This window comes from Clostridia bacterium (assembly GCA_017554615.1).
Lineage (GTDB): Bacteria > Bacillota > Clostridia > UMGS1840 > HGM11507 > SIG450.
In genome coordinates this window covers 136,498-162,754 of sequence record JAFZHY010000013.1, presented here as the reverse complement: position 1 = coordinate 162,754, position 26,257 = coordinate 136,498, and the positions used below count along the sequence as shown (strand labels likewise).

The following is a 26,257-nucleotide window of genomic DNA, read 5'->3' as shown; positions in this document are numbered from 1 at the left end:
TGGTGCTCTAACCAACTGAGCTATACCCACCATATAAAGTGGCGCGCCTGAAGAGATTCGAACTCCTGGCCTACTGCTTAGAAGGCAGTTGCTCTATCCAACTGAGCTACAGGCGCACAATGTGGAGCGGGTGATGGGAATCGAACCCACGCAATCAGCTTGGAAGGCTGAGATTCTACCATTGAACTACACCCGCATAACGAGGCACACAATAAAATCGACTACATAATAATATCAACTTTCGACGCGTTTGTCAATACTTTTTTTAAAAAAAATTGAAAATTATTAAAATTTTACTTTTATACATTAGTCTTTCCCTGTCTTTTATAAATATTCATAAAAAAATATATAATTTTTAAAATAGGATATTGAAATTTATCTTATGTTATTGTATAATGAGTATAAATAAATATTCGGGAGGAATAATTATGATTAATGTTCTTATTGGCCCAAAAGGCACAGGTAAAACAAAAGTGTTTATCGACATCGTTAACAAAGCGCTTGACACTGAAAAGGGCAACGTTGTTTGCGTTACTAAAGGGGATAGACATACTTTTGATATTTCTTCAAAAGTCAGAATGGTTAAAACTGATGATTTTAATATCAAGACTAAAGAAGAATTTTATGGTTTTATCGGTGGTATGATTTCTCAGAACTATGATATTACACATATATTTATAGACAGTGTTACTAAAATTACTGATATTACAGTATCAGAATTTGATGCTCTTATTCCTTCATTGGAAAAACTTGCTGCTGATTTTAATGTTGATTTTACAATATCAATCAGTGCTCCAAAAGAAGAAGCCGGTGCAAATATCGGAAAATACTTAGTAAATATATAATAATTTCGAAAGGGGCAGTCAGATGCCCCTTTTTATATTAAAAAGGATAAAAGGAAAGAAAATGGAATTTAACCCAGAATTATTATCCCCGGCAGGTTCATTAAAAGTTTTGAAAGCGGCAGCTAATGTAGGAGCTGACGCTGTTTATTTTGGTTTCAATTCTTTTAATGCAAGATATGGCGCCAAGAACTTTAGTTTATCTGATGCAGAAGCAGGGCTTTCATATCTTCATAACAGAGGAAAAAAGGGATATATAACACTTAATACCCTTATAAAAGACAGTGAAATAAAAGATTTTATCGTAGAGATTGAGAATGCAGTTAAAATCGGTGCTGACGGTGTAATAGTTCAGGATATAGGAGCGATTTCTCTTATAAAAGATGTTGCGCCAAACCTTGAAATTCACGGTTCAACCCAGATGACTGTCCACAATTTAGAAGGGGTAAATTTTTTATATAATAACGGTATTAAAAGAATAGTTTTATCAAGAGAATTATCTTTAGACGAAATAAAACATATTAAGAAGAATACCGACTGTGAAATCGAAATATTTATTCACGGTGCTCTTTGCGTATGTTATTCAGGGCAATGCTATATGAGTTCTTTTATAGGGGACAGAAGCGGAAACAGGGGCAAGTGTGCCCAACCTTGCCGATTAAATTATGAATTTATGGGCAAAAAGGGAACTCTTCTTTCAATAAAAGATTTAAATTCCATAAATTATATTGACACTTTTTTGAAACTAAAAATTGACTCGCTGAAAATAGAGGGAAGACTTAAGAATGAATACTATGTTGCAGTAGTCGTTGACGGATACCGTCGTCTTTTAGACGGAGAAAAACTTTCAAAGGAAGATATTGATTTAATGAATAATATTTTCTATCGCGGCGGTTATACTGATTATTTTAACGACTATAAAAATAAAAAAATGTTCTGTTATAATAAAAATGAAAACCCGTATTCTCATTATGAAACAAAAGCAGAAGAAAAATTTAAGGATATTATAAATAAAAATATAAGCGACAATCAGGCAAAAATTCCTCTTAATATGGAAATTAGCCTATATAAAAATGCATATCCAACCCTTTACGGTTATGCTATGGGTAAAGAAGCATATGTTGTTGGCGAAGAAATTTTAGGCGAGGCAAAAAATGCTCCTGCAACATATGAAAAGGTTAAAGAATCTTTAGTAAAACTAAATGACACTCCTTTTTATCTTAATGATTTAAAAGGGGATATAGAAGACGGGGTGTTTATTCCTTTAAAGTCTGTTAATGAACTAAGAAGAAATCTATGCGAAAAATTGATGGAAAAAGAAGATAAGGTTATAAACACTGTTCAAATTGAAAATAAAAAAAGACAGGAAAGAAATCTTAAATTTATAGTAAAAGCAAATCTTCAAAGCCAACTTACCTGGGCAGATTCAAAAGAAGAGATAGAATTTGTTTTTGCAAATTATAATCTTCTTCTTAAAAACAAAGATTTTATAGACAAAGAAAAAATGGTTATTACCCTGCCTAAAATCATATCCGAAAACGAGATGGATAAGGTTAAATCAAGGCTTAAAAAATTAAAGGAAGCAGGGTTTAAATACGGACTTGTAAGCAATATATCCCATTTTGAACTTTTAAAAGAATTTAAACTTATCACAGATATTTATCTTAACATTACAAATTCATATTCCAAAGACTTTTTAGTTAAAAACAATGTATTTATGGTAGGCGCATCAAGTGAAATAACTTTAAAGGACATATCTTACTTTATGCCTGATATGCCTGTTTTTGCTATGGGGTACGGATATATAGAATCAATGACTTTAAGAAATTGTATAAAAAGAAGCGTTCTTAACGAATGTGTTAAAGGGCCTCAGACCTTGGTCGACAGAAAGGGAGAAAAGTTTATAATAGACTGCAGAGAGGACTGCAGAAATGTTATCTTAAACCCTTATCCTATTGTTATGAGTGATAAAATGAATGATTTAAAAATGAGTGGAATTGACTATGTTCTTCTTTCTTTTTACTCGGAAAATATGAAAAGATGCGAAGAAGTTTTAAATATGTATAAATCTAATGATAACTTATTTGAAAAGTTTACAAGAGGCCATTTTTACAGGGGTGCTCTATAAAGTAATAAAACTTAGCAATAATTGTAATAATTTTATTGAAATAAATTCATCCTTCGGTTATAATAAAATAAGTATAGAAAAAAATGGGTTTAAAATACATAGCATTTTTTGTTATAACTACATTTAATGATGATTTTTCTAAAATATTTAAAGTTTCGAAAGGAGAGTTTAATATGGCTTTTTTAAGTAAAGATATAGGTATCGATTTAGGAACTGCCAATACTCTTATTTATGTTAAAGGAAAAGGAATTGTATTAAGAGAGCCTTCCGTTGTTGCTGTTGCAAGGTATTCCAAAGAAGTACATGCAGTAGGTTATGATGCAAAGGAAATGGTAGGTAAAACTCCTGATAATATAATTGCTATAAAACCTCTTAAAGACGGGGTTATTTCTGATTATAAAATGACCTATGAAATGATAAAAAGATTTTTACAAAAAGTTTTAAAATCAGGTGCTTTCACTAAACCTCGTGTGGTTGCCTGTGTTCCGTCAGGTGTTACAGAAGTTGAAAGAAGAGCAGTTGAAGAGGCTGTTATTCAGTCAGGGGCTAAAGAAGTATATATTGTAGAAGAATCTATGGCTGCTGCTATTGGTGCAGGTTTAACTGTTGCCGAGCCTTTAGGAAATATGGTTCTTGATATAGGCGGAGGTACAAGTGAAGCGGCTGTTATTTCTTTAGGATCTATCGTTACTGCAAAAACTGTAAGAGTTGCAGGTAACGCATTTGACGAAGCGATAGCAAGTTATATAAAGAAAAAGCATAATCTTTTAATCGGTGAGAGAACTGCCGAAGAAATAAAAATTGCAATAGGCTCTGTTTATAAACTTTCAGATGACGAGCCTACTATGGATGTAAGAGGTAGAGATAACCTAAGCGGTCTTCCAAGAAACATTACAGTTACAAGTGCTGAAATAAGAGAAGCACTTTTCGAATGTGCAGAAACTTTAGTGGATACTGTTAAGGTAACTTTAGAAAACACTCCTCCTGAACTTTCTGCAGATATTGTTACTCAGGGTATTACTTTAACAGGCGGCGGAGCTTTCTTAAAAGGGCTTGACAGACTGCTTTCTGAAAGAACTTTATTACCTGTTAAAATTGCTGAAGACCCTCTTGACTGTGTTGCGAAAGGTACAGGTATGGTGCTTGATACTCTTGAAACATTAAGACTTGTTCACAATGATAAACGCCCAAGAAACAGATGGTAATAAATTTTTGTATTAAAAAATGTACTTACAGGCAAAAAAGTATATATGGAGTGAAGTAAATTGATTTTTAAAAATAAAAAATATTTAATTGTTCTTAGTATACTTATAGTGTCTATTGTTGTTGTATATTTTAGTGCGCTTGACAGAGAAAATACTGATACTTACGATAACATTGTGGGCTATGTTGTTGCGCCTGTAAGTAAGGTTTTTACATCTTTGTCCAATTCTTTTAACGACTTTTTTGAGTATTTTAAAGACAAAAAGGAACTTGTAAGAGTAAATCAAAAATTAGAAATTAAACTTACAGAACTTGAACATAAAAATTCCAAGTTAGAGTCTTTAGAGATAGAAAACGAAAGGTTAAGGTCTTTGCTTAATTTTAAAGATAAAAACCCAGAACTTAACCTCACTGCCTGTAAAGTTATTTCCAAAGACAGTTCAAATTATTATTCAACCTTTCTTATAGATAAAGGGGAAAACCACGGAATACGTACTTTTATGCCCGTTGTAGGTTCTAAGGGAGTAGTGGGCTATGTGGTGCAGACAGGTGCAACCTTTTCAAAAGTGCAGACCGTTATTGAAGGCGGAAGTTCTTTAGGCTGTATTATTACACGCACAGGCGATATTGCAGTTTGTGAGGGGGATACCAACCTTTTAAAAGACGGGCTTATGACTATGACATATGTGTCAAAGGATATGAGCATAGTTGAAGGGGATATTATAGAAACCTCAGGTCTTGGGGAAATATATCCTGCAGGGCTTGTTATAGGCAGGGTTAAAGAACTTAAAAACGAAAGTATAACCAAAAATCAATATGCAGTTATTAAGCCGGCAGAAGATTTTGACTATATAAGAGAAGTTTTTGTTGTTACAAATCATAATAAAACAAGGTGAGATTATGAATTCATACGGTGCTAAGTATAACTTTATAAAAATACTTGCCTTTACTTTGATTTTCTTTTTAAATCAGACATTGGCCAACAAGGCAGAAATATTAAATGTTGCCCCAAACCTTATGTTTGTGGTTGTGTTATGTGCATCTTTGATTGAGAATAGTTTGTCAAACATTTACTATGCTTTGGGTTTTGGCTTATTGTTTGATTTTTTTAATGGCAAAATTATGGGAGTACATGTTATTTTATTTTTACTCCTTTCATATATTCTTTCCGAAATTTATCATACCTATTTTGAAAATATGATTTCGGTTAAAACTCTGCTTGCAGTTTTAGGCTGTTTTTTATACAGTCTTCTTTTTGCAGTTTTCTTCGGCTTAAGGGGAGCAGGGTTTATAAGTGTGTTAATAAGAATTTCTTTAATAGAATTTATCTATAATGCACTTCTTTCGATAGCAGTAATATTTATTTATACAAAAATAATAAACATAAGAAAATCTGCTTGGAGGGTAAGATAGTGAAGGGCGACAGTGTTAAAAACAGATTTATCGTTTTATACTGTATTTTAGGTGTAATTGCTTTTTTAGTAATTGCACAACTTTTTATGCTTCAGGTTATAGACGGGCATAATTACAGGGAAATCACAGAGTCCCGTCTTACAAAAACAATTCCGCAGAAAGCGCCAAGGGGAGAGATACTTGACAGATACGGTCGCCCCCTTGTTACCAACCGTGTCGGATATTCCATATCCATTTCAAAAACAGACTTGGATGATAGGGAACTTAACGATTTAATTTTAAAACTTATAAGAATCTTTGAAGAAGATAATGTGGAATACATTGACGGACTTAAAATAACAAAAGAATATCCTTATGAGTTTACTTATGATGAAATAAAAAGCGAGGAAGATTTTAAAGACTCTAAGGGGCTTAATAAAAAGTTATCTGCAAATGATACATTGTTTAACCTTTATCTTCGTTACGAAATAGACTTATCTTTAAGTGCTAAAGATAAAAGAAATATTGCAGGGGTAAGAAGCGAAATGGAATCAAGGCTTTTTTCCTCGAATAACCCGTATACCTTTGCAAATGATGTGAGTATGGATATTGTAACTAAAATCAAAGAATCTACTCACTCGCTAAAAGGTGTTGCAGTTATTACAGAATATTTAAGATATTATAATGAGCCTGGAATTGCTTCCCATATTCTTGGAAGAGTAGGGCAGATTTATAAAGAAGAGTATGATGTTTTAAAAGACAAAGGATATAATATGAATGACCTTATAGGTAAGGACGGAATAGAAAAATACTGCGAGTCCATACTTAAAGGCACGGAGGGTATTGTAAGCGTTGAGGAAGAAGAAGACGGAAGAGTTATATCATCTTTATCAACTGTAAGCGCTGTACCTGGTAATGATGTTATTTTAACTATTGATTTAGAGTTGCAAAAAACTGCAGAAGAAGCATTAAGAAATATCATTTATTCTATAAATGCAAATTCACAGTATGCTGTAAATAATGAGGGATGGGATGCAGACAGTGGCGCTGTTGTTGTTTTAGATGTTCATTCGGGAGAAATTTTAGCACTTGCATCATATCCGACATATGATTTATCTTTATTTAATAAAGATTATGAAACAAACTATAAAAATCCTGCCAAACCGTTCTGGAACAGAGCAATAGCAGGAACATACGAGCCAGGCTCAACATTTAAAATGGCAACTGCTCTTGCAGGGCTTACATCAGGTGTTATAAATGAAAACACTATTATAAACTGTACAGGCGTATATACTCATTATGCGCCAAGTTATGCTCCTAAATGCTGGAAACTTGACGGGCACGGAGAGTTGGATGTAAAAGGTGCTATTGAAAATTCCTGTAATGTATTCTTCTATGAAACAGGAAGATTAGCAGGTATTGACCGACTTAACACCGTAACAAGACAGTTAGGTTTTGGCGAAAAAACAGGAATAGAACTTCCGGAAGAGGAAAAGGGAATAGTTGCAGGGCCTAAATATGTTCAGAGTATCGGCGAACAGTGGTGGCCTGGGGATACTATTCAGGCGGCAATAGGACAGTCTAAAAATCTGTTCACACCTATTCAGATGGCAAACTATATCGCCACTTTGTCAAACGGAGGTACAAGGTATAAAACACATCTTGTAAAAAAAGTAAAAGAATATTCCACATCGGATATTATAACCGAATATCATCCTGTTGTTGAAGATAAAATTGAAATTGACCCGACTCATCACAGACTGATTATGCAGGGTATGCGTTCGGTTACGGAAGCAGGTACAGCATCTTCAGTTTTTGGCGATTTTGAAATTTCAGTAGGCGGAAAAACAGGAACTGCCGAAGTTCCGAATGGGTCTAATAACGGTGTGTTTGTTGCTTTTGCTCCGTATGAAAATCCACAGATAGCCATTTCTGTTATAGTTGAACACGGCTCCCACGGAAACTCTATTGCGCCTGTTGCAAAAGAGATTATTGCAAAACATTTTACAGACGATATTTTAGAATACACCGAGGGTAAAAACCCAATGCAAATAACAAGATAAATTTAACTAATTATTGATTTTATAAATTATTTGTGATAAAATACAAAACTGGAAGAGGGGGTTTTATAAATTGGCTAAGACAATTGTTGTAACTTCCGGAAAAGGCGGAGTTGGTAAAACCGTTGGCGTATCAAATATTGCAGTTGCACTAGCTAACCTTGGCAAGAGGGTTCTTATGGCAGATATAGACATCGGCCTTAGAAATCTTGACCTTGCTATGGGGCTTCATGATGTAATTGTTTATGATATTATAGATGTTATCGAGGGGAAATGCTCATTAGAAAAAGCCATTTTTAAGTTTGAAAAGTACGGGCATCTTCATCTTTTACCCGCAGCTCAGTCTACCGATAAAGATTTTTTAAATCCTGATAGTTTTAAAGAAGTTTTTAATAAGGCGCAAAAAGACTATGATTATATAATTCTTGATTGCCCTGCAGGGATAGAAAAGGGCTTTAAATCGGCAGTTGCCGCAGCAGACCTTGCGATAGTTGCCCTTACTCCTGAGATGGCTTCCGTAAGAGATGCCGACAAGGTTATAACCCTGCTTGAAATGGCAAACAAAGGAGAAATTTATCTTCTTATAAACCGTGTAAGAGAAGATATGATAAGAAGAGGGGATATGCTCTCTATTGATGAGATTACTGATATTTTAGGCGTATCGCCTATCGGTATTATTGAAGAAGACGAAATAGTTATAAAAAGCCAGAGAAGAAATACCCTTGCAGTTTTGGAATCTTCCTCTAAGGCAGGTAAACAGTTTTTAGATGTTGCAAAAAGAATTACAGGGGAAAATATCCCTATTACCCAGATAAAAGGTAAAAGAGGGCTGTTTAGAAGAATTTTTGGTTTATAGATTACATATTAAGACATTTTAAGGAGGAGCTTATGAATATTGCACTTATTGCACACGATATGAAAAAAGAACTTATGGTTCAGTTTTGTATAGCATATAAACCTATACTAAAAAATCATAATTTGTTTGCTACGGGAACAACAGGCGGTTTAGTATCTGATGCTACATCTTTAAGAGTTCACAGATTTTTGTCAGGCCCTCAGGGGGGCGACCAGCAGATAGGTGCAAGAATTGCATATAATGAAATAGACCTTGTGCTGTTTTTCAGAGACCCTCTTACTGCTCAGCCTCACGAGCCTGATGTTAACGCATTATTCAGATTGTGCGATGTACATAATATTCCTTTGGCAACTAATGTTGCTACTGCAGAAGTTCTTATCAAAGGTTTGGAAAGAGGGGACCTTGACTGGAGAAATATTGTTAACCCTAAGAATAATTAAAATCGGGGGATAAAAACTATCCCCCTTAAAATATGCGGCAGTGCTGGAATCGGCAGACAGGCACGTTTGAGGGGCGTGTGTCTTTGACGTATGGGTTCAAGTCCCATTTGCCGCACCAGAAGAAACGACTTGCCACGCCAAGTCGTTTTTTCATCATTATAAATTATTGCTAAAGTTATAATATAAATACTACCGAAAGGAGAGAGTATATGAAAAAATGTAAAAAGTGTGGATGTGAAAATCCAAACAGTGTTACTGTTTGCGAAAATTGTTATAGTATTTTAGATAATGAGAAAAGCCAGGAAACAAGCGAAAAGTTTTTTAAAAAACTTGAAAGAAAAGAAAAAATAATAAATATTATAAACTACTTTTTACTGGTACTTTATTTTATAATTGTTACTCCTCTTTTCTTTATTTCGGCAAAAGCGATGGGCAGTTTTGGAGCAGGGCTTTTATTTTTCTTTTTACTTCTTGTTTTAATACCACTTACGTTTTATGCCTCTTTCTTTCATCCTGATTTCCTTTTTGAAATTACATATATGAATGTGATATCAAATATTTCCGATGCCCAGCCATCTGACTGGTATTATACTACAACTACCTGGTCGTCATATCTTATTTTAGGATTGGGAATATTTATGATTGTAAGGATATATTTAAGTGTAACTTAAATTTTAGTTATGATAATTTTAAAAAAACGGGGAAGAATAAAGATACTTATATATAAAGGCGGAGATAAAAATGTTTGACCTAAATAAAGTTAAAGACGAATGTGTTAAATGGATAAGAGATTTTTTTGAAGAAAACGGTAAAGGATGTAATGCTGTTATAGGTATTTCAGGCGGGAAGGACAGTTCTGTTGCTGCTGCTTTATGCGTAGAAGCGCTGGGTAAAGACAGAGTAATTGGAGTTCTTATGCCTAAAGGGGAGCAGCACGATATTGATATGGCATATATGCTTGTTAACCATCTTGGAATTAAACATTATGTTGTAAATATAAAAGATACGGTTGATGCTATACTTGATAATATGCCTGATGACCTTAAAATAAGTGAGCAGACAAAGATAAACATCCCACCAAGAGTAAGAATGACAACTCTTTATGCAATATCCCAGAGTTTAAACGGAAGAGTATGTAACACCTGTAACTTATCGGAAGACTGGGTGGGATATTCTACAAGGTACGGAGATGCAGCGGGAGATTTTTCGCCTATGTCTAACCTAACAGTAAATGAAGTTAAACAAATCGGTTACATTTTAGGTCTTCCAAAGGAATTGGTTGAAAAAACACCGATAGACGGTCTGTGCGGTAAAACTGATGAAGAAAATTTAGGGTTTACTTATAATGAACTTGACAGATATATAAGAGAAGGCATAATTGAAGATGAAGATAAAAAAGCGCTTATAGATAAAAAACATAAGATGAATTTATTTAAACTTGAACTTATGCCAAGTTTTAAACCGACAATTTAAGACTTTTTTAAACAATGGGGAATTATTATGGTGGTTATGATTATTGCTTTTATCTTAGCGGCGATAACTGTGTTTTTTGTGCCGATAGATAAAAGTTACATAGGGTATTTTGATTTTAAAACACTTGCTTGTCTGTTTTCAGTTCTTGCTGTTGTTTGTGCATTAAGGAGTATTAAGTTTTTTTACATCTTAGCAAGAAAGGTTATAAGAACTTTTAAGAATTTAAGAATATGTATTCTTGCTCTTATTTACATAACTTTTATCGGCTCAATGCTTATAGCAAACGATATGGCACTCCTTACTTTTTTGCCCCTTGGTTTTTTTGTGCTTAAAGCAACAGATAACGAAAACTATATGGCATTTACTTTTATAATGCAAAATATTGCTGCCAATTTAGGAGGAATGTTAACTCCGTTTGGCAACCCCCAGAATTTATATCTTTACACAAAGTTTGAAATTCCCACATTGGAATTTATGGGTATAATGTTAGTTCCCTTTATTATTTCAATACTTCTTATAACCCTTTTGTGCCTTGCTACAGTAAAAAGTATTCCTTTAGAGTTAAAGGGAAAAGATGTTAAAATTGATAAGAAAAAGTGTGCAATTTATCTTATTCTTTTTATTTTATCAATAGTTATGGTATTCAGGGTTATTCCGTATTACATAGGTCTTTTGATAATTTTAATTTCTCTTCTTATTATAGATAAAGAAACGTTAAAAGCAGTTGATTATCCACTGCTGTTTACCTTTGTATTTTTCTTTATATTTGCAGGGAATATGGCAAGAATTGATATAGTTAGAGAATTTTTTAATTATCTTTTAAATAAAAGTACACTGGTATTTAGCGTCTTGTCCTGTCAGTTTATAAGCAATGTTCCGTCTGCTATATTACTTTCTCAGTTTACCGATAATTACAGGGAACTTTTATTAGGCGTAAATATAGGCGGTGCAGGAACACTTATTGCATCTTTGGCAAGTCTTATAACTTTCAGGGAATATACTGCGCATAACCCGAAAGGCACACTTTCATATCTTATAAAATTTACACTTTACAATTTCTTGTTTGTTATAATATTAACTTCTGTAATGTGGTTTTTAGTATAAATAGGGAGGATAAATAAATGACATCAAATGAAAGAAGAGAAAAATGGGAGAACTATTGGTATCACTACAAATGGCATACATGGTTAGGCATTTTTGCAGTTTTTTGTGTGGTTTTTACCATTTTTGAATTTACCACTCATAAGAAAATAGATTTTAACATTACATATATCGGCGATTATATGAACGGAGAAGGTTTAGCAAAAATGCTTGAAACCGAATATAGTGATGTAATCGGCGATATAAATAATGACGGTCTTATAAGGGTAGAGGTAAATAATATATACACAAGAGAGAATGTTGAAGCAAAGGGCGACCTTCAGTTCTGGCAGAGAGTGGATATGGACCTGGTTAATGCGGAAAGTTATATTTACCTTGTTGACGAGCATATTTTAGAGCAGTTTATATCAAGGGGTGCAAACGGAGTAATTAAAACCGATAAGGGATATAAACCGTATATAGATGTTACCGAAAACGAAATACTAAAGCCTTATTTACCAAAAGATAAAAGAGTGTATTTATGTGTAAGAAAGTATTTTGAAAACAACAATGATGAAATGATTAAGCGTGTTGAAGAGAAAAGTTTAGAACTTATAGAAAAAATTATGGTAAAATAATCTAAAAACTATTGAAATGTAAGAAAAAGTGTGATATAATCACGATAGATTTAACATAAGGACTATGAAAGAGTGGGTTGCAACCCACTCTTTCAAGTTTAATAGGAGGTTTTTATGTCTTTAAAAATTATTAAAGAAGTTGAAACTCTTGTTACTCCTTTTCTTAATGAAAAAGGCCTTCGTATTTATGATACGGTTTTTGTAAAAGAGGGGAAAGATAAGGTTTTAAGATTGTTTGTAGATAGGAAAGACGGTTTAATATCTATTGACGAATGTGAAGAGGTAAGCCGATTTTTATCTGACGAACTTGACAGAGTCGATTTAATAAAAGAGGCTTATATTCTTGAAGTTTCATCTCCGGGGATAGAGAGAAACTTAAAATATGACTGGCACTTTGAAGAAAGTGTTGGCAAAAAAGTGCAGGTTAAACTTTTTAAAAAAGTTAAAGATACCAAACTTTTAGTTGGTACACTTGTTTCAGGCTCTTTAGACACAGGTATTGTAATAGATGTAGACACTAAAGAGGTTGAAATTGAAAAAGGTAATATTATTGATGTTAAAATATATTTTGAATTTGGAGGTAATTAAAAAATGAACAAAGAATTTTTAGCTGCTTTAGAAGCAGTAGCCAATGAAAAAAGCATTGACAAAGAACTTCTTATAGATGCTATTGAAACTGCTCTTTTATCAGCATATAAAAGAGAATTCACTCAGACAGGCGAAATAAGAGGAATAGTTAACAGAAAAACAGGGGAAATGGGAGTTTATGCTCTTAAAAAAGTTGTTGAAAAAGTTGAAGATCCTTCTTTGGAAATTTCTTTTGAAGAAGCATCAAAAATCAATAAGCACTATCAGGTAGGCGATGAAATTGAAATCAACGTTATGCCTAAAACTTTCGGCAGAATTGCAGCGCAAACTGCAAAACAGGTTATAGTGCAAAGAATAAGAGAAGCGGAAAGAACTATTGCTTGTAATGAATTTTCCGAAAAGAAAGGGGAAATTCTTTTAGGTCTTGTTCAGAGAATTGAACAGGGGCCTCATAAAAATATTATGATAGAAATAGGCACACAGGAAGCAATTTTAGCACAGGGCGAACAGACACCTGGGGAAAATATCCGTCCAGGAGAAAAAATATATCTTTATGTTATAGATGTTAAAGATGATGCAAGAGGTCTTCAGATTGTTTTATCAAGAAGCCATCCTGGTCTTATTAAAAGATTATTTGAAAAAGAAGTTCCTGAAATTCAGGACGGAACAGTTGAAATCAAGGGAATTTCAAGAGAAGCAGGTTCAAGAACTAAAATTGCAGTATTTTCAAATAATAAAGATGTTGACCCTGTTGGTTCATGCGTTGGGCCTAAAGGTATGAGAGTATCTAATATCTTAAACGAACTAAGAGGAGAAAAGATAGACATTATCGTTTATAACGAAGATCCTGAACAGTACATTACTCAGGCATTATCTCCTGCAAAGGTTCTTGAAGTTTCTGTTAACGAAGAAGAAAAATCTTGTCAGGTATTAGTTCCTGAAAGCCAACTATCCCTTGCGATAGGAAAAGAGGGGCAGAATGTAAGACTTGCTGCCAAACTTACAGGCTGGAAAATAGATATCAAAAGTGTAAAAGACTAATATAAGAGAGGAAGATACTTAATGAAAACCCTGCCTCAGAGAAGATGTATCGGATGCAAATTATCATTCGATAAAAAAGACTTAGTAAGAATAGTGAAAAGCCCTGAGGGAACAATATCCTTAGATTTTACAGGGAAGAAGAACGGAAGAGGAGCATATATCTGCAAATCGGAAAAATGCCTTGAAACAGCATTTAAGAAAAAGCAACTTGATTATGCTTTCAAAGATAAAGTAGACGCCTCAGTTTACGAAAATTTAAGAGAAGAGTTTTTTAAAAATGTTAATTGATAAAAAAATAAGGCTTATCGGTCTTGCTAACCGTGCAGGAAAGGTAAGAGCAGGAACGTTTATAACCGAAAAACTTGTCAAAGAGGGAAAAGCACCTTTTGTGGTTGTGGCAAATGACGGGTCAGAAAAACAAAAGGAGAAACTTTTAAACTTACTTAAATTTTATAATACAGACTATATTATTTACGGCACAAAAGAAGAATTGGGACAAATTCTTGGCAAGGAAGAAACCATGTCATTGGTTATTACGGATATAAACTTTATAAACGGTATAAAGAATTAAAATGGAGGTGCTTTTAAAGTATGGAAACAAAAAAAGTCAGTGAACTGGCTTTAGACCTTGGAGTCGAAGTCAAAGAACTTGTGAACACATTAAAAGAACTTGGGTTTGCAGGGAAAAGTACAAAAAGCAAATTGGATAATAATGAATTAGATTTATTCTTTCAGTTAATAACAAATAAAGTGGAAGTGGCATCTATTGAAGAAATTATGAAAGAAGATGCTATAAAGAAAGAAGAGCCTAAAAAAGAAGAAAAGGCTGAAACTAAAAAAACTCAAAATAAACAGGAAACAAAAGAGGTTAAAAATACTCAGCCTAAAAAAGAGGAAGTTAAGCCTCAGCCTAAAAAGAAAGAACAGGAAAAATTTGAATTTAGCGAAGAAGAACTTAAAAAGGTTATTGAAAAACCGATTGAAAAGAAAGTCAGATATGTTGATACAAGAAGTTCTAATGTTGAAATCAGTAATATTGATGATGAAAGAATACAAAACATCTTAAAAACAGATGATATATACGGAACACACGATAAAAAGCAGAAACTTAAAAAAGGCGGTCAGCAACAGAGCAAGAAGTTTGAAAAATTTGCAAACCAGGCTAAGAAGCAGACAGTTATCAAGCCTGAAATTCTTCACATTAAAATTCCTGATGAAATAACAGTAGGCGATTTTGCTCAGAGAATTAAGAAAACTGCTGCAGATGTTATTAAAAAACTTATGCTTTTAGGCGTTATGGCAAGTGTAAATCAGGTTATCGATTTTGATACTGCTGCGCTTATCTGTGAAGAATATGGCGTAAAATACGAAAAAGAAATTATCGTATCACTTGAAGAACAGGTTATTTCAGATATCGAAGATAAAGCAGAAGACTTAGTTCCTCGCTCACCTGTCGTTGTTGTTATGGGGCATGTTGACCATGGTAAAACATCACTTCTTGATGCTATAAGAAACGCAGATGTTACCTCTACTGAAGCAGGTGGTATCACACAGCATATCGGGGCATACAGAGTAAAAATAAACGGAAGCGAAATCACATTCTTAGATACTCCTGGCCACGAAGCATTTACTGCTATGAGAGCAAGAGGTGCTCAGGTTACTGATATCGCTATATTGGTTGTTGCTGCTGATGACGGTATTATGCCGCAGACAATAGAAGCGATTAACCACGCAAAAGCAGCAGATGTAAGCATAATTGTTGCTATAAATAAAATAGATAAAGAGGGCGCAAACCCTGATAAAATCAAACAGCAACTTATGGAATACGAACTTGTTCCTGAAGAATGGGGCGGGGATGTAATCTGTGTTCCTGTTTCTGCTAAACAGAAACTTAATATTGACGAACTTTTGGAAAATGTATTACTTGTTGCAGAAGTTAAAGAATTAAAAGCAAACCCTAACAGAGTTGCAGAGGGTACAGTTATCGAAGCAAAACTTGATAAAGGAAGAGGCCCTGTTGCTACTGTTTTGGTTCAGAAAGGTACACTTCGCACAGGCGATTATTTAATAGCAGGTTCAGTATTCGGTAAAGTAAGACTTATGATAAACGATAAAGGTCAGAAAATTAAAGAAGCAGGTCCGTCCTGCCCTGTTGAAATTGTAGGTCTTAACGAAGTTCCTGTCGGCGGGGATACATTTAATGTTGTAACCGACGAAAGAAAAGCAAAACAACTTGTTGAACTAAGAAAATTCGATAAAAAAGAAGAAATGTTCAGTGCAAGACAAAAGGTTACCCTTGATAATCTTTTCGACCATATTAACGACGGTCAGATAAAAGACTTTAATATTATTGTTAAAGCCGATGTTCAGGGTTCTGTTGAGGCTGTAAGACAGTCTTTGGTTAAACTGTCTAACGACGAAGTAAGGCTTAATGTTATCCATGGCGGCGTTGGTGGTATCAACGAATCAGACGTTATGCTTGCCAATGCATCAAACGCTATTATCATAGGCTTTAATGTAAGACCTGACCAGGGAGCAACAACCTCTGCAGAAAGAGAAGAAGTAGAAATCAGACTTTATAAGGTTATATATCAGGCAATCGAAGAAATGGAAGCGGCAATGAAAGGTATGCTTGCGCCAAAATATGTGGAAAAAATTATCGGCCATGCACAGATAAGAGAAACATTTAAAATTTCAGGCGTTGGAACTATTGCCGGTTGCTATGTTCGCGACGGTAAAATTAAGAGAAACTGCGGCGTAAGAGTAGTCCGTGATAATATTGTTATATTTGAAGGTTCTCTAAATTCACTAAAAAGATTTAAAGACGATGCAAAAGAAGTTAATGAAGGATATGAATGCGGTCTTGGTATAGAAAGATATAACGACCTTAAAGTTGACGACATTATTGAATGTTTTGAAGAAGTAGAAGTTGAAAGGTAAGATTTTATGCCATCTGTAAGAGAAGAAAAAATTAACACAGAACTAAAAAGGGAATTATCCGTACTTTTAAGAAATATTAAAGACCCTCGTGTGCCTCAACTTATTTCAGTTATGAAATGCGAGGTTACAAAAGATTTAAAATTTGCTAAAATCTTTGTAAGCATTATGGGGTCAGAGGAGCAGAAAAAGAATGCTCTTAAAGGTTTAAAGAGTGCATCTTCATATTTAAGAAGAGAAGTTTCCAAAAACCTTAATTTAAGAGTAACTCCTGAACTTAACTTTGTTATAGACGATTCCATTGAGTACGGAAATCACATTTTAGAAGTTATAAACAAAATCAACAAAAAGGATAACAACTGATGTTTAAAGAAGTTTTAGATACCCTAAATAAAGCAAACAGTATTTTAATATTAACTCATATAAACCCTGACGGTGATGCCTTAGGCTCATCCGTTGGGTTTAAACTGATGCTTGAAAAAATGGGTAAAAGAGCAGTAATACTTTTAGAAAAAGAATTGCCCGAAATGTTTTTAGTATTCGGAGACCATTTTATATGGGAAGATACAGACGAGGAGTTTGACCTGGTTGTTGCATTAGACTGCGGGGATATAAAAAGGCTTGGAGACAGAGCAAAATACTTTAAGGGAAATACTATGTGTATTGACCATCATGTATCCAACGAAGCGTTTGCTGATGTTAACTATATTGATAAAGATGCTGCCGCAACAGGCGAGATTATCTATGATATTATAAGATATATAAATATACCTGTATGTCCTGATATGGCATCTAAACTGTACGGAGCAATTTTAACCGATACAGGCGCTTTTATGTTTTCTAATACAACTAAGAAAACTCATATAATAGCCGCAGACCTTATTGAAAAGGGGGCAGACTTTTATAATCTTAATAAAAAACTTCATATGGAAAAAGATTATAAAAGGCATTTCATATCGGCTAAACTTATTGAAAATATGCAGTTTTATGAAGACGGGAAAATATGTGTTTGTATAATTGATAACAATATGGCAACCGAACTTGGTATTAAAGACGAAGATTTAAACGGTATTGCTCATCTCCCAAGAAGTGTTATAGGGGTTGAAGCGGGAATTTTAATTTCCGAGATAACTTTGGGAATGGTGAAAGTATCTTTAAGATCGGATGAAATAGTTGATGTTTCAAAAGTTGCAGGAGCATTCGGCGGCGGAGGGCATATACGCGCTGCAGGAGTAAGATTTAGAGATAAATCTACTCTTGATATTAAAGACAGTCTTATTACAGAAATAAAAAAGCAATTAGAGGTAGAATAAATGGTTGAGAGCGGAATAATTATTGTAAACAAGGCTCAGGATATGACATCGCATGACTGCGTTAATATTATAAGACGCGCTCTTAAAATAAAAAGAGTCGGCCATACAGGAACATTAGACCCTATGGCTACGGGAGTTTTGCCTGTGTGTATCGGCAAAGCAACTAAAATTGCAGACTATATATCTTTAGGGGATAAAGAATATATCGCTCAGTTTAAGTTAGGAATAAAAACAGACACGTTAGATATTACAGGAACTGTACTTAAAAAAAAGGAATTTGATGTTAGTATAGAGGATATAAAATTTGTGGTAAATTCTTTTTTAGGAAAAATAATGCAGGTTCCCCCTATGTATTCTGCTAAAAAAATAAAGGGTAAAAAACTTTATGAACTTGCACGAGAGGGCATAGAAATTAAAAGAGACCCTGTTTTAGTTGAGATTAAAAAGATAGAAATATTAGAGATTAATCTACCTTTGGGCCTTGTAAAAATGCGTGTTTTATGCTCTAAAGGTACATATATACGAAGCCTTATTGACGATATAGGTACAAAACTTGGCACATATGCTGTTATGACTGAACTTACAAGAACAAAAAGCGGTATGTTTTCGATAGACGATGAAAGAATAGTTGACATTTTTGAAGTAAAAAAAGGGAATATAAGTTTTATTAAAAATCTTATTGGCCCTGATAAAGTTTTTACAAATTTTAAAAAGATAATTCTTTCTTATAATCTTGAAATAAGATTTAAAAACGGTATTTTCATTACTCTTAATGACTTAGGGTTTAAAAAAGAAGATACCGAAGAAGACACCATTTACAGAGTATACAGCACTGCAGGAGAATTTATGGCGCTTGGAGTTATTATAAATCATAATGACAATCTGGTGCTTAAAGTGCTGAAAAGTTTTTATTAGAAAAGAATTTTTACAACAAAACAGGAAATTTTTAAGTTTTCTAAAAAGAGGATAATATGAATATTATTTTAATAGACAGTAATATCGAAATTAAAAATAATGATAAATATGCAGTATGCCTTGGAATGTTTGACGGTGTTCATAAAGGGCATAGAGAATTAATTTTAGAAACCAAAAGATTAGCAAAGAAGAACAATATCAAATCATCGGTTTTAACATTTTTAACTCCGACTGAAAAAAATAAGATTTACCCTTTTGAAGAAAATCTTAAAATATTGGAAAACTTGGGTATTGATACGGTTTTTGCAGTTAATTTTACGGATGAATTTAAAAATTATTCTCCCAAGCATTTTATAGATAAATATCTTATAGAATATATAAAAGCATCCTTTGTGGTGTGCGGTTATAATTTTAAATTTGGAAAAGACAGGATGGGGGATATAAATACCCTTAAAAATGAGAGTATGGGTGCATATTCTTTAACTGTTATTCCAGAAGTTAAAGTTAATGAAGAAACAGTATCAAGCACTCTTATTAAAGAATATATAAAACAGGGGGCAATAGATAAAGTAAATCTTCTTCTTGGCGAACCGTACAGAGTATCAGGCGTGGTTTTAGAGGGTAAAAAATTAGGAAGACAGATAAATTTTCCTACTATTAATATGCCTGTTGAAAAGTATGTTACCCTGCTTAAACCGGGAGTATACTCCTCTAAAGTTCTTTTAGGGGATAAGATGTATAACTCTATATCAAATATCGGCACTTCGCCTACTGTAAGTAAGAAAAATGAAGTTATTGCAGAAACTTATATAATGGACTTTACAGGCGATTTATATAATAAATATATGAAAGTATATTTCTTAGGCTTTATAAGAGACGAAAAGAAATTTGAAAACCTTGAGGAACTTAAGAACACAATAAAACTTAATCTTGATACAGCAAAAAAGCAACTTAAGGAGTCAGAACTTTATGAATATTAAAAACAGTAACGGTTTTTATTATATTACTTCTTCACTTTTTGAAAAATATGGCATAAAACATCTTTTTACAACTACTAAAGCAGACTGCCAGAGTGAAAGATTAGATTTTGGTTTTAATATTTTAAATAGGGAAATGGTTTTATCAAATTATAAAAGGGTAGCAGATATTTTTGATGTTTCTCTTAATAATATAGTAAAGTCTACCCAGATCCATCAGGATAATATAGAAGAAATTACCCCCCTTCATATGGGAATGGGTATAGTTAAAGAAACTGTTTTTGATAATGCTGATGGAATTTATACTAAGGAGAAAAATATACCTTTATGTATTTTCTCTGCCGACTGTGTTCCCATTCTTTATTCAGATAAACAAAATAGCGTTGTAATGGCAGTCCACGCAGGATGGAGGGGAAGTAGCCTTGATATAACAGGTAAAGGTGTTCGTATTTTAAAAGAAAAATACAATGTAAAACCGTCTGATATAATATGTGCTATCGGCCCTGCTATTGGAAAATGCTGTTATGAAGTATCAGGGGAAGTTATAGAAAAAATAAGCGAAGTTACTAAAATTTCTGATTTTTATGAAAAAATAAGTTTGGATAAATTTTATATTGATTTAAAAAATATAAATAAAAAACTTCTTTTAAACGAGGGCGTTTTAGAAGAAAATATAGATGTGTGCAACTTTTGCACTAAATGCGAAAAAGATTTATTCCATTCGTTCAGAAGAGAAAAGGAAAATGCCGGAAGAAATGCCGGTTTTATAATGTTATAGGTGTGAGAATGAAAAAGTTTATTCTTGTTTTAATGATAGCCTCTCTTTGTTTTGCGTCAGGCTGTAAAGAGAATGGTAAAAGTAAAAATGAACAGATAAACCCTCAGGGCAAAGATACAATTTTTACTGTGGGGTATAATTTTATTGAATTAAACCCGCTTCTTATAAAAAACGATATAAACAGAGAAATTTTTTCTCTTATATACGAACCTTTGTTTACACTGGATGAAAATTTTTATACAGTAGGAGTGTTAGGTAAAAATATTACTCTTCTTTCAGATGACGGACTTAGTTATAAAGTCGATTTAAAAGAAAATGTTACATTTCACAGTGGAATAAAATGCACATCAAAAGATGTTGTTGCAACTGTTAACTATCTTTTAAATAATTCTACCTACTATGATTATAATGTAAAAAACATTTTGGAAGTTAAGGCAGTAAGTGATTATAGTGTTAATATCACATTAAAAAAACCTGTTGTAAATTTAGCGTCTCTTTTAACCTTTCCTGTTGTAAGTTCCAAAGAGATGTCAGACGGGTTTTCCTTTAACGGAACAGGAAGATATAAAATAGATAATTATGTGGAAAGAAAGAGTATGAGTCTTATCCCGTCTGATAATTATCACGGGCAAAAAAACGAAGAGATAAAGTGCATTAAAGTTCAGCTTGTTCCTGATAAAGAAACTGCAAATTATGCATATTCAAGCGGTATGGCAGATATTTTTAAACAGGATATATTTGATAACAGTATAAATTCCAATTCTAAAAATTCTGAATCTTTAAAAGAGTATGTAAGCACAAATTACGGTTTTCTTCTTTTAAACCATAATAACCCTCTTTTTAATAATGTGAATGTAAGACAGGCAATAAACAAAGCAATAGATAAAGAGGCAATAGCAGAAGATGTGCTTTTTTCAAAGGCTATGCCCGTTGCCACACCGATATTTAACGGTGCGTGGTGCTATAATGAAAATGCAGTTGATATATACAACATAGAAGAAGCGAAAAACATTCTTAAAAAAGAAGGCTTTTATAATAATGTCAATACAGGAATTATGCAAAAGGATGACGGAGAAACTTTAATTTTGTCGTTTAATATCTTAGTTAACAGCGATAATAATTTCAGAATTCAGGTTGCAAATAAAATAAGCGAAAATTTAAAATATATAGGAATAGACTGTAAGGTTAAAGTAGTATCTTTTGAAGAATATAAAGACAGTTATATAAATAAAACATATGAAGCATTTTTAGGCTCAGTGCCTATGACTTATGATTTTGATTTATCCTTGTTTATGGGGGAAGAAAATGTCAGCAATTATAAAAATTCTACTGCCCAAAACATCATAAACGGAGCAGCGCTTGAAAAAGATGCAAGTATTAAAAAAAGTTATTTAAGAGAACTTCAGAATCTTTTTTTAGAGGATGCACCTCATATAAGCCTGTATTATACAAAAGAAGTGCTTTACAGTTCAGGAAAAGTTAAAAAAGGTCTTAATCCGACAGAGTTTAATATGTTTAATAATATAGAAAACTGGTCTTTTAAATAAAGTAAATTATCGGAAGGAAAGTGTGTTTAATGAAAAAAAATGTGTTATTTCTATTTGGGGGAGAATCTTCCGAACATGAAATTTCCTGCATATCCGTATATAATATTTTAAATGCGGTAGACAGGGATGAATTTAATATACATTTAATCGGTATAACCAAATCGGGAGAATGGTTTTACTATGATAAGGATATAGAAAAAATAAAAGATGCCACATGGTCAGATGAAAAACTTTCCAAGGCAATTATTTCTCCTTGCAAATCTCATAAAGGTATAATAATATTTGATGAGGAAGTTAAAAAAGTTAATATTGATATCTGCTTTCCTGTGCTTCACGGAAAAAACGGAGAAGACGGTACAGTTCAAGGCTTGTTAACATTGGCAGGAATAAAGTTTGTAGGTTGCTCTTATATGTCTTCGGCTTTATGTATGGATAAGGTTATGACTAAAATTGTGCTTGAAAAAAATGATATACCTCAGACTCCTTATGTGTCCATAAAATTATCCGACTGGAAAAATGAAAAAGAAGTTACAGATGAAATTGAAAATAAGTTGGGCTTTCCTTGTTTTGTAAAGCCTGTTAATGCAGGGTCAAGCATGGGTGCATCTAAAGCATGTGATTTAGAAAGCCTTAAAAAAGCAATAGACGATGCTTTTTCACACGATAAAAAAGTAATGGTTGAAAAATTTATAAACTGCAGAGAAATTGAAACTGCAGTTTTAGGAAATGACGATATCGAAGTTGCAGGGCCTGGGGAAATAATTTCCCAGAGCGAGTTTTACGATTATGACACCAAATATCATACTGACAGCGTGGGATATGATATCCCTGCAAAGTTGGAAGAAGATGTTTCTAAAAAGATTATAGAATATGCTAAAAAAGCATATAAAGTTCTTGACTGTAAAGGGTTATCGCGTATCGACTTTTTTATAGATAAAGATACATTGGATATATACCTAAACGAAATAAACACTCTTCCAGGGTTTACAAATATCAGTATGTATCCGAAACTCTTTATAAATAAAGGCTTAAGTTATAAAGAATTAGTAAGAGAACTTATAAAAATAGCGTCATTATAACTTAAAAAGGGAGTAAAAAGCATGAATAAATACATAGGAGTTTTTGACTCAGGTCTTGGCGGACTTACCAATGTTAAAGAACTTCATAAAATTCTGCCCGGCGAAAATATAATATATTTCGGAGATACGGGAAGAGTTCCTTACGGAACACGCTCTGATGATATAATAATTAAATATACGCTTCAGGACTTAAGATTTTTAAGTTCGTTCCCTTTAAAAGCGATAGTTGTTGCCTGTGGAACTGTAAGTTCTGTTGCGCTTGATAAGGTTAAGGATAAAGTAAATGTTCCTATAATAGGTGTGGTAGAGCCAACTTGTAAAAAGGCGATAAATATTACCAAAAACGGTAAAATAGGAATTATCGGAACAGAGGGAACAATTAAAAGTGGTTCTTATAAGAATAAAATCTTAAAAGAAAGAGCCGACTTTGAAATTTTTGAAAATGCCTGTCCGTTATTTGTTCCGCTTGTAGAGAACGGGTATTTTAACAGCGAAGCAACAAAAATAATAGCAAACGACTATCTTCTTTTGCTAAAAGAAAAGGGAGTTGATACGCTTATTTTAGGTTGCACCCATTATCCTCTTTTAACAGATGTGATAAAAGATATTATGGGGGACGAAGTTTCTCTTATAAGCCCCGGGGTAGAAACTGCAGTTTATACTAAAGATTTACTTGAAAGAGAAGGCATTATTAATCTTGCAAATAAACAAGGTCAAACCAAATATTATGTAAGTGATGATACTAAGAAATTTTCTTATCTTGCATCAATGTTCTTAAATGAGAAAATAACAGGTACGGTTGAAAAAATAAATATTGAGGAATGGTAAAAAATGAAAAAGGAAGTTTTAGTTACTTTCAGCAGTTCTAATGCTTATGAATTTAACGAAAATGATGCAGTAGTTTTCCAGACTGCAGGTACATTTTATAATAAAGACGGAAAGTATTACTTAAGTTACAGCGAAGAGATAAACGATAATAAAGTGGCAAACACTTTAAAAATAGAAGATAAAAAAGTTACTATAATGAGATTTGGCGAGGTTAATACCCAGATAACCGTAGAACAGGGGAAAAAGCATCTTAATTATTACGAAACAGGCGAGGGAACTTTCCTTATGGGCATATACGGAGATAAGGTGGATATAAACCTTAAAGAAAAAAAGGGAAGCATCCTTTTAAAATACGGTGTAGAGTTTAATAATGTGCTTACAACACAGAATACAATAGATGTTAAGTTTGAAGAATTATAGGAGTGATAAAAATGATAAATCTTATTAAAGAGGTTAAAGACAGTTTAAGAGAAGTAATTTTAAATGCATATAAAACTGCTTGCGAAAAGGGTAAACTTGAAGAAGCAGAAGTATCTTTTATTGAAATAGACAATACAAAGGAAAAAAAATTCGGTGATTTTGCAACTAATTTTTCGCTTAAAATGTCAAAACAATTAGGTAAGAACCCAAGAGAAGTTGCAACAATATTAGCAGAGGAAATGGGAAACTCTGATTTAATTGATAAACTTGAAGTTGCAGGTCCTGGTTTTATAAACTTCTTTCTTAACAATAACTGGCTTTATAAGAATGTAGAATACATACTAAAAAATAAAGAAGATTTCGGTAAAGTTACAGTAGGTAACGGGAAAAAGGTAATGGTAGAATATATCTCAGCCAATCCGACAGGCCCTATGCATATAGGAAACGCAAGAGGGGGAGCGTTGGGGGACAGCCTTGCAAACCTTTTATCCTTTGCAGGATTTTCGGCAAGTAAAGAGTTCTATGTAAATGACTACGGTAACCAGATAGAAAAATTCGCAGTTTCACTAAACGCAAGATTTATACAGAAAATTTATGGAGAAGATGCAATAGAATTCCCTGAAGATGCATATCACGGACAGGATATAATTGATAATGTGAATGATTTTATAGAAAAATTCGGCAGCGAAGATTATATCAATATGCCTGAAGAGGAAAGAAAAAAACATCTTGTAAAATTTGCGCTTAATAAGAATATAGAAAAACTTAAAAATGATACCAAAATGTATGGTATAACATATGATAAATGGTTTTTTGAAAGCGAACTTCACGAAAGTGGAGCAGTTAAAAAGGTTATAGAAGAATTAACCGAAAATGGATATACTTATGAAAAGGATGACGCAGTATGGTTTAAGGCAACAGAGTTCGGCTCTGAAAAGGATGTTGTTCTTATTAGAGGTAATAATATTCCTACCTACTTTGCGGCAGATATAGCATATCATAAAAATAAAATTGAAAGAGGCTATGAAACCCTTATAGATATATGGGGGGCAGACCATCACGGTCATGTTGCAAGAATGCAGGGAGCGTTGACTGCTTTAGGCTTAGGCGGGGAAAAACTAAATGTTATTCTTATGCAGCTTGTCCGTCTTATGAAAAACGGAGAGGTTTACAAAGTATCCAAAAGGTCAGGAAAGGCAGTTACTTTAACCGACCTTTTAGAAGATATCGGCACAGATGCCGCAAGATTTTTCTTTAATTTAAGACAAGCCAATACCCATTTTGATTTTGATATGGACTTGGCAGTTTCTAAAACAAATGAAAATCCTGTTTTCTATGTTCAGTATGCCCACGCAAGAATTGAGAGTATTCTTTCCATTCTTAAAGAAGAGGGTATAAACATAGACGAAGATAACTTTAGTAACCTTTCTCTTTTAAAGGATAAAGAAGAGCTTGAACTTATAGAAAAAATAAGTTGCTTCCCTCAGGAAATAGAAGATGCAGCCCTAAGTTTTGACCCGTCAAAGATTACAAAATATGTAGTGGGTGTTGCTTCCCTATTCCACACTTTCTATAACGCAAAGAGAGTAAAAGTGGAAGATAAAAACTTAATGAAGGCAAGAATAATGCTTATTAAAGCAGTAAAAGTAACTATTAAAAACGCTTTGGACGTTCTTGGAATTTCTGCACCTGAGAGAATGTAATACTTTAATATAGGAGGAA

The 26,257-nt window shown here is 33.2% G+C and carries 27 protein-coding genes and 3 tRNA genes; 28 read left to right on the top strand and 2 right to left on the bottom strand.

Translation table 11 applies throughout. The annotated features are described in order from the left end of the window. Positions 1 to 39: 39 nt before the first annotated feature. Positions 40 to 116, bottom strand: a tRNA-Arg gene (locus IKZ35_03500). Positions 117 to 122: 6 nt separating this feature from the next. After that, positions 123 to 196 (bottom strand) — tRNA-Gly (locus IKZ35_03495). 232 nt (positions 197 to 428) lie between these two features. On the opposite strand from IKZ35_03495, the gene IKZ35_03490 reads away from it, so the two are divergent. The 28 genes from IKZ35_03490 to IKZ35_03355 all read left to right on the top strand — a co-directional run bounded on the left by IKZ35_03490 (position 429) and on the right by IKZ35_03355 (position 26,238). After that, positions 429 to 845 carry a hypothetical protein gene (locus IKZ35_03490; protein MBR4893026.1) on the top strand — a complete coding sequence of 139 codons (417 nt, stop codon included), beginning with the start codon at positions 429 to 431 and terminating at the stop codon, positions 843 to 845. Between the two features lie 61 nt (positions 846 to 906). Then, entirely contained in the window at positions 907 to 2,970 is a 2,064-nt protein-coding gene (locus IKZ35_03485; protein ID MBR4893025.1) for a U32 family peptidase, read from the top strand. Between the two features lie 173 nt (positions 2,971 to 3,143). Continuing rightward, positions 3,144 to 4,175: a rod shape-determining protein gene (locus tag IKZ35_03480; GenBank protein MBR4893024.1), complete on the top strand. Its 1,032-nt coding sequence runs from the start codon at positions 3,144 to 3,146 to the stop codon at positions 4,173 to 4,175. A 60-nt stretch (positions 4,176 to 4,235) separates the two neighbouring features. Next, complete coding sequence (gene mreC, locus IKZ35_03475; GenBank protein MBR4893023.1) at positions 4,236 to 5,069, top strand: rod shape-determining protein MreC; 834 nt, start codon at positions 4,236 to 4,238, stop codon at positions 5,067 to 5,069. 4 nt (positions 5,070 to 5,073) lie between these two features. Continuing rightward, positions 5,074 to 5,586 (top strand): rod shape-determining protein MreD, encoded by a 513-nt coding sequence (gene mreD / locus IKZ35_03470; protein ID MBR4893022.1) that lies wholly within the window; start codon positions 5,074 to 5,076, stop codon positions 5,584 to 5,586. Beyond that, entirely contained in the window at positions 5,586 to 7,628 is a 2,043-nt protein-coding gene (gene mrdA / locus IKZ35_03465; protein MBR4893021.1) for a penicillin-binding protein 2, read from the top strand. The genes mreD and mrdA overlap by 1 nt, the downstream gene beginning before the upstream one ends. 70 nt (positions 7,629 to 7,698) lie before the next feature. Beyond that, the gene (minD, locus tag IKZ35_03460) at positions 7,699 to 8,481 is read left to right on the top strand and encodes a septum site-determining protein MinD (GenBank protein MBR4893020.1); all 783 of its coding nucleotides are present in this window, start codon (positions 7,699 to 7,701) and stop codon (positions 8,479 to 8,481) included. Positions 8,482 to 8,513: 32 nt separating this feature from the next. Continuing rightward, complete coding sequence (locus IKZ35_03455; GenBank protein MBR4893019.1) at positions 8,514 to 8,921, top strand: methylglyoxal synthase; 408 nt, start codon at positions 8,514 to 8,516, stop codon at positions 8,919 to 8,921. Positions 8,922 to 8,955: 34 nt separating this feature from the next. After that, positions 8,956 to 9,039: transfer RNA gene (locus IKZ35_03450), tRNA-Leu, on the top strand. A 91-nt stretch (positions 9,040 to 9,130) separates the two neighbouring features. Further along, positions 9,131 to 9,592 (top strand): hypothetical protein, encoded by a 462-nt coding sequence (locus tag IKZ35_03445; GenBank protein ID MBR4893018.1) that lies wholly within the window; start codon positions 9,131 to 9,133, stop codon positions 9,590 to 9,592. A 70-nt stretch (positions 9,593 to 9,662) separates the two neighbouring features. Further along, on the top strand, positions 9,663 to 10,394 hold the full coding sequence (nadE, locus tag IKZ35_03440) for an NAD(+) synthase (GenBank protein MBR4893017.1): 732 nt from the start codon (positions 9,663 to 9,665) through the stop codon (positions 10,392 to 10,394). Between the two features lie 27 nt (positions 10,395 to 10,421). Next, positions 10,422 to 11,498: a citrate transporter gene (locus tag IKZ35_03435; protein MBR4893016.1), complete on the top strand. Its 1,077-nt coding sequence runs from the start codon at positions 10,422 to 10,424 to the stop codon at positions 11,496 to 11,498. Positions 11,499 to 11,515: 17 nt separating this feature from the next. Beyond that, positions 11,516 to 12,112 (top strand): hypothetical protein, encoded by a 597-nt coding sequence (locus IKZ35_03430; GenBank protein ID MBR4893015.1) that lies wholly within the window; start codon positions 11,516 to 11,518, stop codon positions 12,110 to 12,112. Between the two features lie 114 nt (positions 12,113 to 12,226). Continuing rightward, a complete protein-coding gene (locus IKZ35_03425; protein MBR4893014.1) occupies positions 12,227 to 12,700 on the top strand; it encodes a ribosome maturation factor RimP in 474 nt (157 codons plus the stop codon). Between the two features lie 3 nt (positions 12,701 to 12,703). Further along, positions 12,704 to 13,741 carry a transcription termination/antitermination protein NusA gene (gene nusA / locus IKZ35_03420; GenBank protein MBR4893013.1) on the top strand — a complete coding sequence of 346 codons (1,038 nt, stop codon included), beginning with the start codon at positions 12,704 to 12,706 and terminating at the stop codon, positions 13,739 to 13,741. A 21-nt stretch (positions 13,742 to 13,762) separates the two neighbouring features. After that, positions 13,763 to 14,029 (top strand): YlxR family protein, encoded by a 267-nt coding sequence (locus IKZ35_03415; protein MBR4893012.1) that lies wholly within the window; start codon positions 13,763 to 13,765, stop codon positions 14,027 to 14,029. Next, a complete protein-coding gene (locus tag IKZ35_03410; GenBank protein ID MBR4893011.1) occupies positions 14,019 to 14,312 on the top strand; it encodes a ribosomal L7Ae/L30e/S12e/Gadd45 family protein in 294 nt (97 codons plus the stop codon). The genes IKZ35_03415 and IKZ35_03410 overlap by 11 nt, the downstream gene beginning before the upstream one ends. 20 nt (positions 14,313 to 14,332) lie before the next feature. Further along, on the top strand, positions 14,333 to 16,681 hold the full coding sequence (infB, locus tag IKZ35_03405) for a translation initiation factor IF-2 (protein ID MBR4893010.1): 2,349 nt from the start codon (positions 14,333 to 14,335) through the stop codon (positions 16,679 to 16,681). A 6-nt stretch (positions 16,682 to 16,687) separates the two neighbouring features. After that, a complete protein-coding gene (rbfA, locus tag IKZ35_03400; GenBank protein ID MBR4893009.1) occupies positions 16,688 to 17,041 on the top strand; it encodes a 30S ribosome-binding factor RbfA in 354 nt (117 codons plus the stop codon). Beyond that, entirely contained in the window at positions 17,041 to 17,991 is a 951-nt protein-coding gene (locus IKZ35_03395) for a bifunctional oligoribonuclease/PAP phosphatase NrnA (protein ID MBR4893008.1), read from the top strand. The genes rbfA and IKZ35_03395 overlap by 1 nt, the downstream gene beginning before the upstream one ends. Continuing rightward, positions 17,992 to 18,906 (top strand): tRNA pseudouridine(55) synthase TruB, encoded by a 915-nt coding sequence (gene truB, locus IKZ35_03390; protein ID MBR4893007.1) that lies wholly within the window; start codon positions 17,992 to 17,994, stop codon positions 18,904 to 18,906. Positions 18,907 to 18,962: 56 nt separating this feature from the next. Further along, positions 18,963 to 19,886, top strand: coding sequence for a bifunctional riboflavin kinase/FAD synthetase (locus IKZ35_03385; GenBank protein ID MBR4893006.1), 924 nt, complete (start codon positions 18,963 to 18,965; stop codon positions 19,884 to 19,886). Beyond that, a complete protein-coding gene (pgeF, locus tag IKZ35_03380; GenBank protein MBR4893005.1) occupies positions 19,876 to 20,661 on the top strand; it encodes a peptidoglycan editing factor PgeF in 786 nt (261 codons plus the stop codon). The genes IKZ35_03385 and pgeF overlap by 11 nt, the downstream gene beginning before the upstream one ends. A gap of 8 nt (positions 20,662 to 20,669) precedes the next feature. Next, positions 20,670 to 22,208, top strand: coding sequence for an ABC transporter substrate-binding protein (locus IKZ35_03375; protein MBR4893004.1), 1,539 nt, complete (start codon positions 20,670 to 20,672; stop codon positions 22,206 to 22,208). A 29-nt stretch (positions 22,209 to 22,237) separates the two neighbouring features. After that, positions 22,238 to 23,287 carry a D-alanine--D-alanine ligase gene (locus IKZ35_03370; GenBank protein MBR4893003.1) on the top strand — a complete coding sequence of 350 codons (1,050 nt, stop codon included), beginning with the start codon at positions 22,238 to 22,240 and terminating at the stop codon, positions 23,285 to 23,287. A 21-nt stretch (positions 23,288 to 23,308) separates the two neighbouring features. Continuing rightward, entirely contained in the window at positions 23,309 to 24,115 is an 807-nt protein-coding gene (locus IKZ35_03365) for a glutamate racemase (GenBank protein ID MBR4893002.1), read from the top strand. A 3-nt stretch (positions 24,116 to 24,118) separates the two neighbouring features. Beyond that, a complete protein-coding gene (locus IKZ35_03360) occupies positions 24,119 to 24,535 on the top strand; it encodes a DUF1934 domain-containing protein (GenBank protein ID MBR4893001.1) in 417 nt (138 codons plus the stop codon). Positions 24,536 to 24,546: 11 nt separating this feature from the next. Then, positions 24,547 to 26,238, top strand: coding sequence for an arginine--tRNA ligase (locus IKZ35_03355; protein MBR4893000.1), 1,692 nt, complete (start codon positions 24,547 to 24,549; stop codon positions 26,236 to 26,238). Positions 26,239 to 26,257: the final 19 nt, after the last annotated feature.

Excerpts from the sequence above, each read along its gene's own strand:
- IKZ35_03410 (MBR4893011.1), top strand. The coding sequence starts at position 14,019 with ATGTTAATTGATAAAAAAATAAGGCTTATCGGTCTTGCTAACCGTGCA.
- IKZ35_03375 (MBR4893004.1), top strand. The coding sequence starts at position 20,670 with ATGAAAAAGTTTATTCTTGTTTTAATGATAGCCTCTCTTTGTTTTGCG.
- IKZ35_03435 (MBR4893016.1), top strand. The coding sequence starts at position 10,422 with ATGGTGGTTATGATTATTGCTTTTATCTTAGCGGCGATAACTGTGTTT.
- mreD (MBR4893022.1), top strand. The coding sequence starts at position 5,074 with ATGAATTCATACGGTGCTAAGTATAACTTTATAAAAATACTTGCCTTT.
- pgeF (MBR4893005.1), top strand. The coding sequence starts at position 19,876 with ATGAATATTAAAAACAGTAACGGTTTTTATTATATTACTTCTTCACTT.
- IKZ35_03445 (MBR4893018.1), top strand. The coding sequence starts at position 9,131 with ATGAAAAAATGTAAAAAGTGTGGATGTGAAAATCCAAACAGTGTTACT.
- nadE (MBR4893017.1), top strand. The coding sequence starts at position 9,663 with ATGTTTGACCTAAATAAAGTTAAAGACGAATGTGTTAAATGGATAAGA.
- nusA (MBR4893013.1), top strand. The coding sequence starts at position 12,704 with ATGAACAAAGAATTTTTAGCTGCTTTAGAAGCAGTAGCCAATGAAAAA.
- IKZ35_03455 (MBR4893019.1), top strand. The coding sequence starts at position 8,514 with ATGAATATTGCACTTATTGCACACGATATGAAAAAAGAACTTATGGTT.
- rbfA (MBR4893009.1), top strand. The coding sequence starts at position 16,688 with ATGCCATCTGTAAGAGAAGAAAAAATTAACACAGAACTAAAAAGGGAA.
- IKZ35_03370 (MBR4893003.1), top strand. The coding sequence starts at position 22,238 with ATGAAAAAAAATGTGTTATTTCTATTTGGGGGAGAATCTTCCGAACAT.
- IKZ35_03425 (MBR4893014.1), top strand. The coding sequence starts at position 12,227 with ATGTCTTTAAAAATTATTAAAGAAGTTGAAACTCTTGTTACTCCTTTT.
- IKZ35_03485 (MBR4893025.1), top strand. The coding sequence starts at position 907 with ATGGAATTTAACCCAGAATTATTATCCCCGGCAGGTTCATTAAAAGTT.
- IKZ35_03385 (MBR4893006.1), top strand. The coding sequence starts at position 18,963 with ATGAATATTATTTTAATAGACAGTAATATCGAAATTAAAAATAATGAT.
- truB (MBR4893007.1), top strand. The coding sequence starts at position 17,992 with ATGGTTGAGAGCGGAATAATTATTGTAAACAAGGCTCAGGATATGACA.
- IKZ35_03355 (MBR4893000.1), top strand. The coding sequence starts at position 24,547 with ATGATAAATCTTATTAAAGAGGTTAAAGACAGTTTAAGAGAAGTAATT.
- IKZ35_03360 (MBR4893001.1), top strand. The coding sequence starts at position 24,119 with ATGAAAAAGGAAGTTTTAGTTACTTTCAGCAGTTCTAATGCTTATGAA.
- IKZ35_03415 (MBR4893012.1), top strand. The coding sequence starts at position 13,763 with ATGAAAACCCTGCCTCAGAGAAGATGTATCGGATGCAAATTATCATTC.
- IKZ35_03430 (MBR4893015.1), top strand. The coding sequence starts at position 11,516 with ATGACATCAAATGAAAGAAGAGAAAAATGGGAGAACTATTGGTATCAC.
- IKZ35_03490 (MBR4893026.1), top strand. The coding sequence starts at position 429 with ATGATTAATGTTCTTATTGGCCCAAAAGGCACAGGTAAAACAAAAGTG.
- infB (MBR4893010.1), top strand. The coding sequence starts at position 14,333 with ATGGAAACAAAAAAAGTCAGTGAACTGGCTTTAGACCTTGGAGTCGAA.
- IKZ35_03395 (MBR4893008.1), top strand. The coding sequence starts at position 17,041 with ATGTTTAAAGAAGTTTTAGATACCCTAAATAAAGCAAACAGTATTTTA.
- IKZ35_03480 (MBR4893024.1), top strand. The coding sequence starts at position 3,144 with ATGGCTTTTTTAAGTAAAGATATAGGTATCGATTTAGGAACTGCCAAT.
- IKZ35_03365 (MBR4893002.1), top strand. The coding sequence starts at position 23,309 with ATGAATAAATACATAGGAGTTTTTGACTCAGGTCTTGGCGGACTTACC.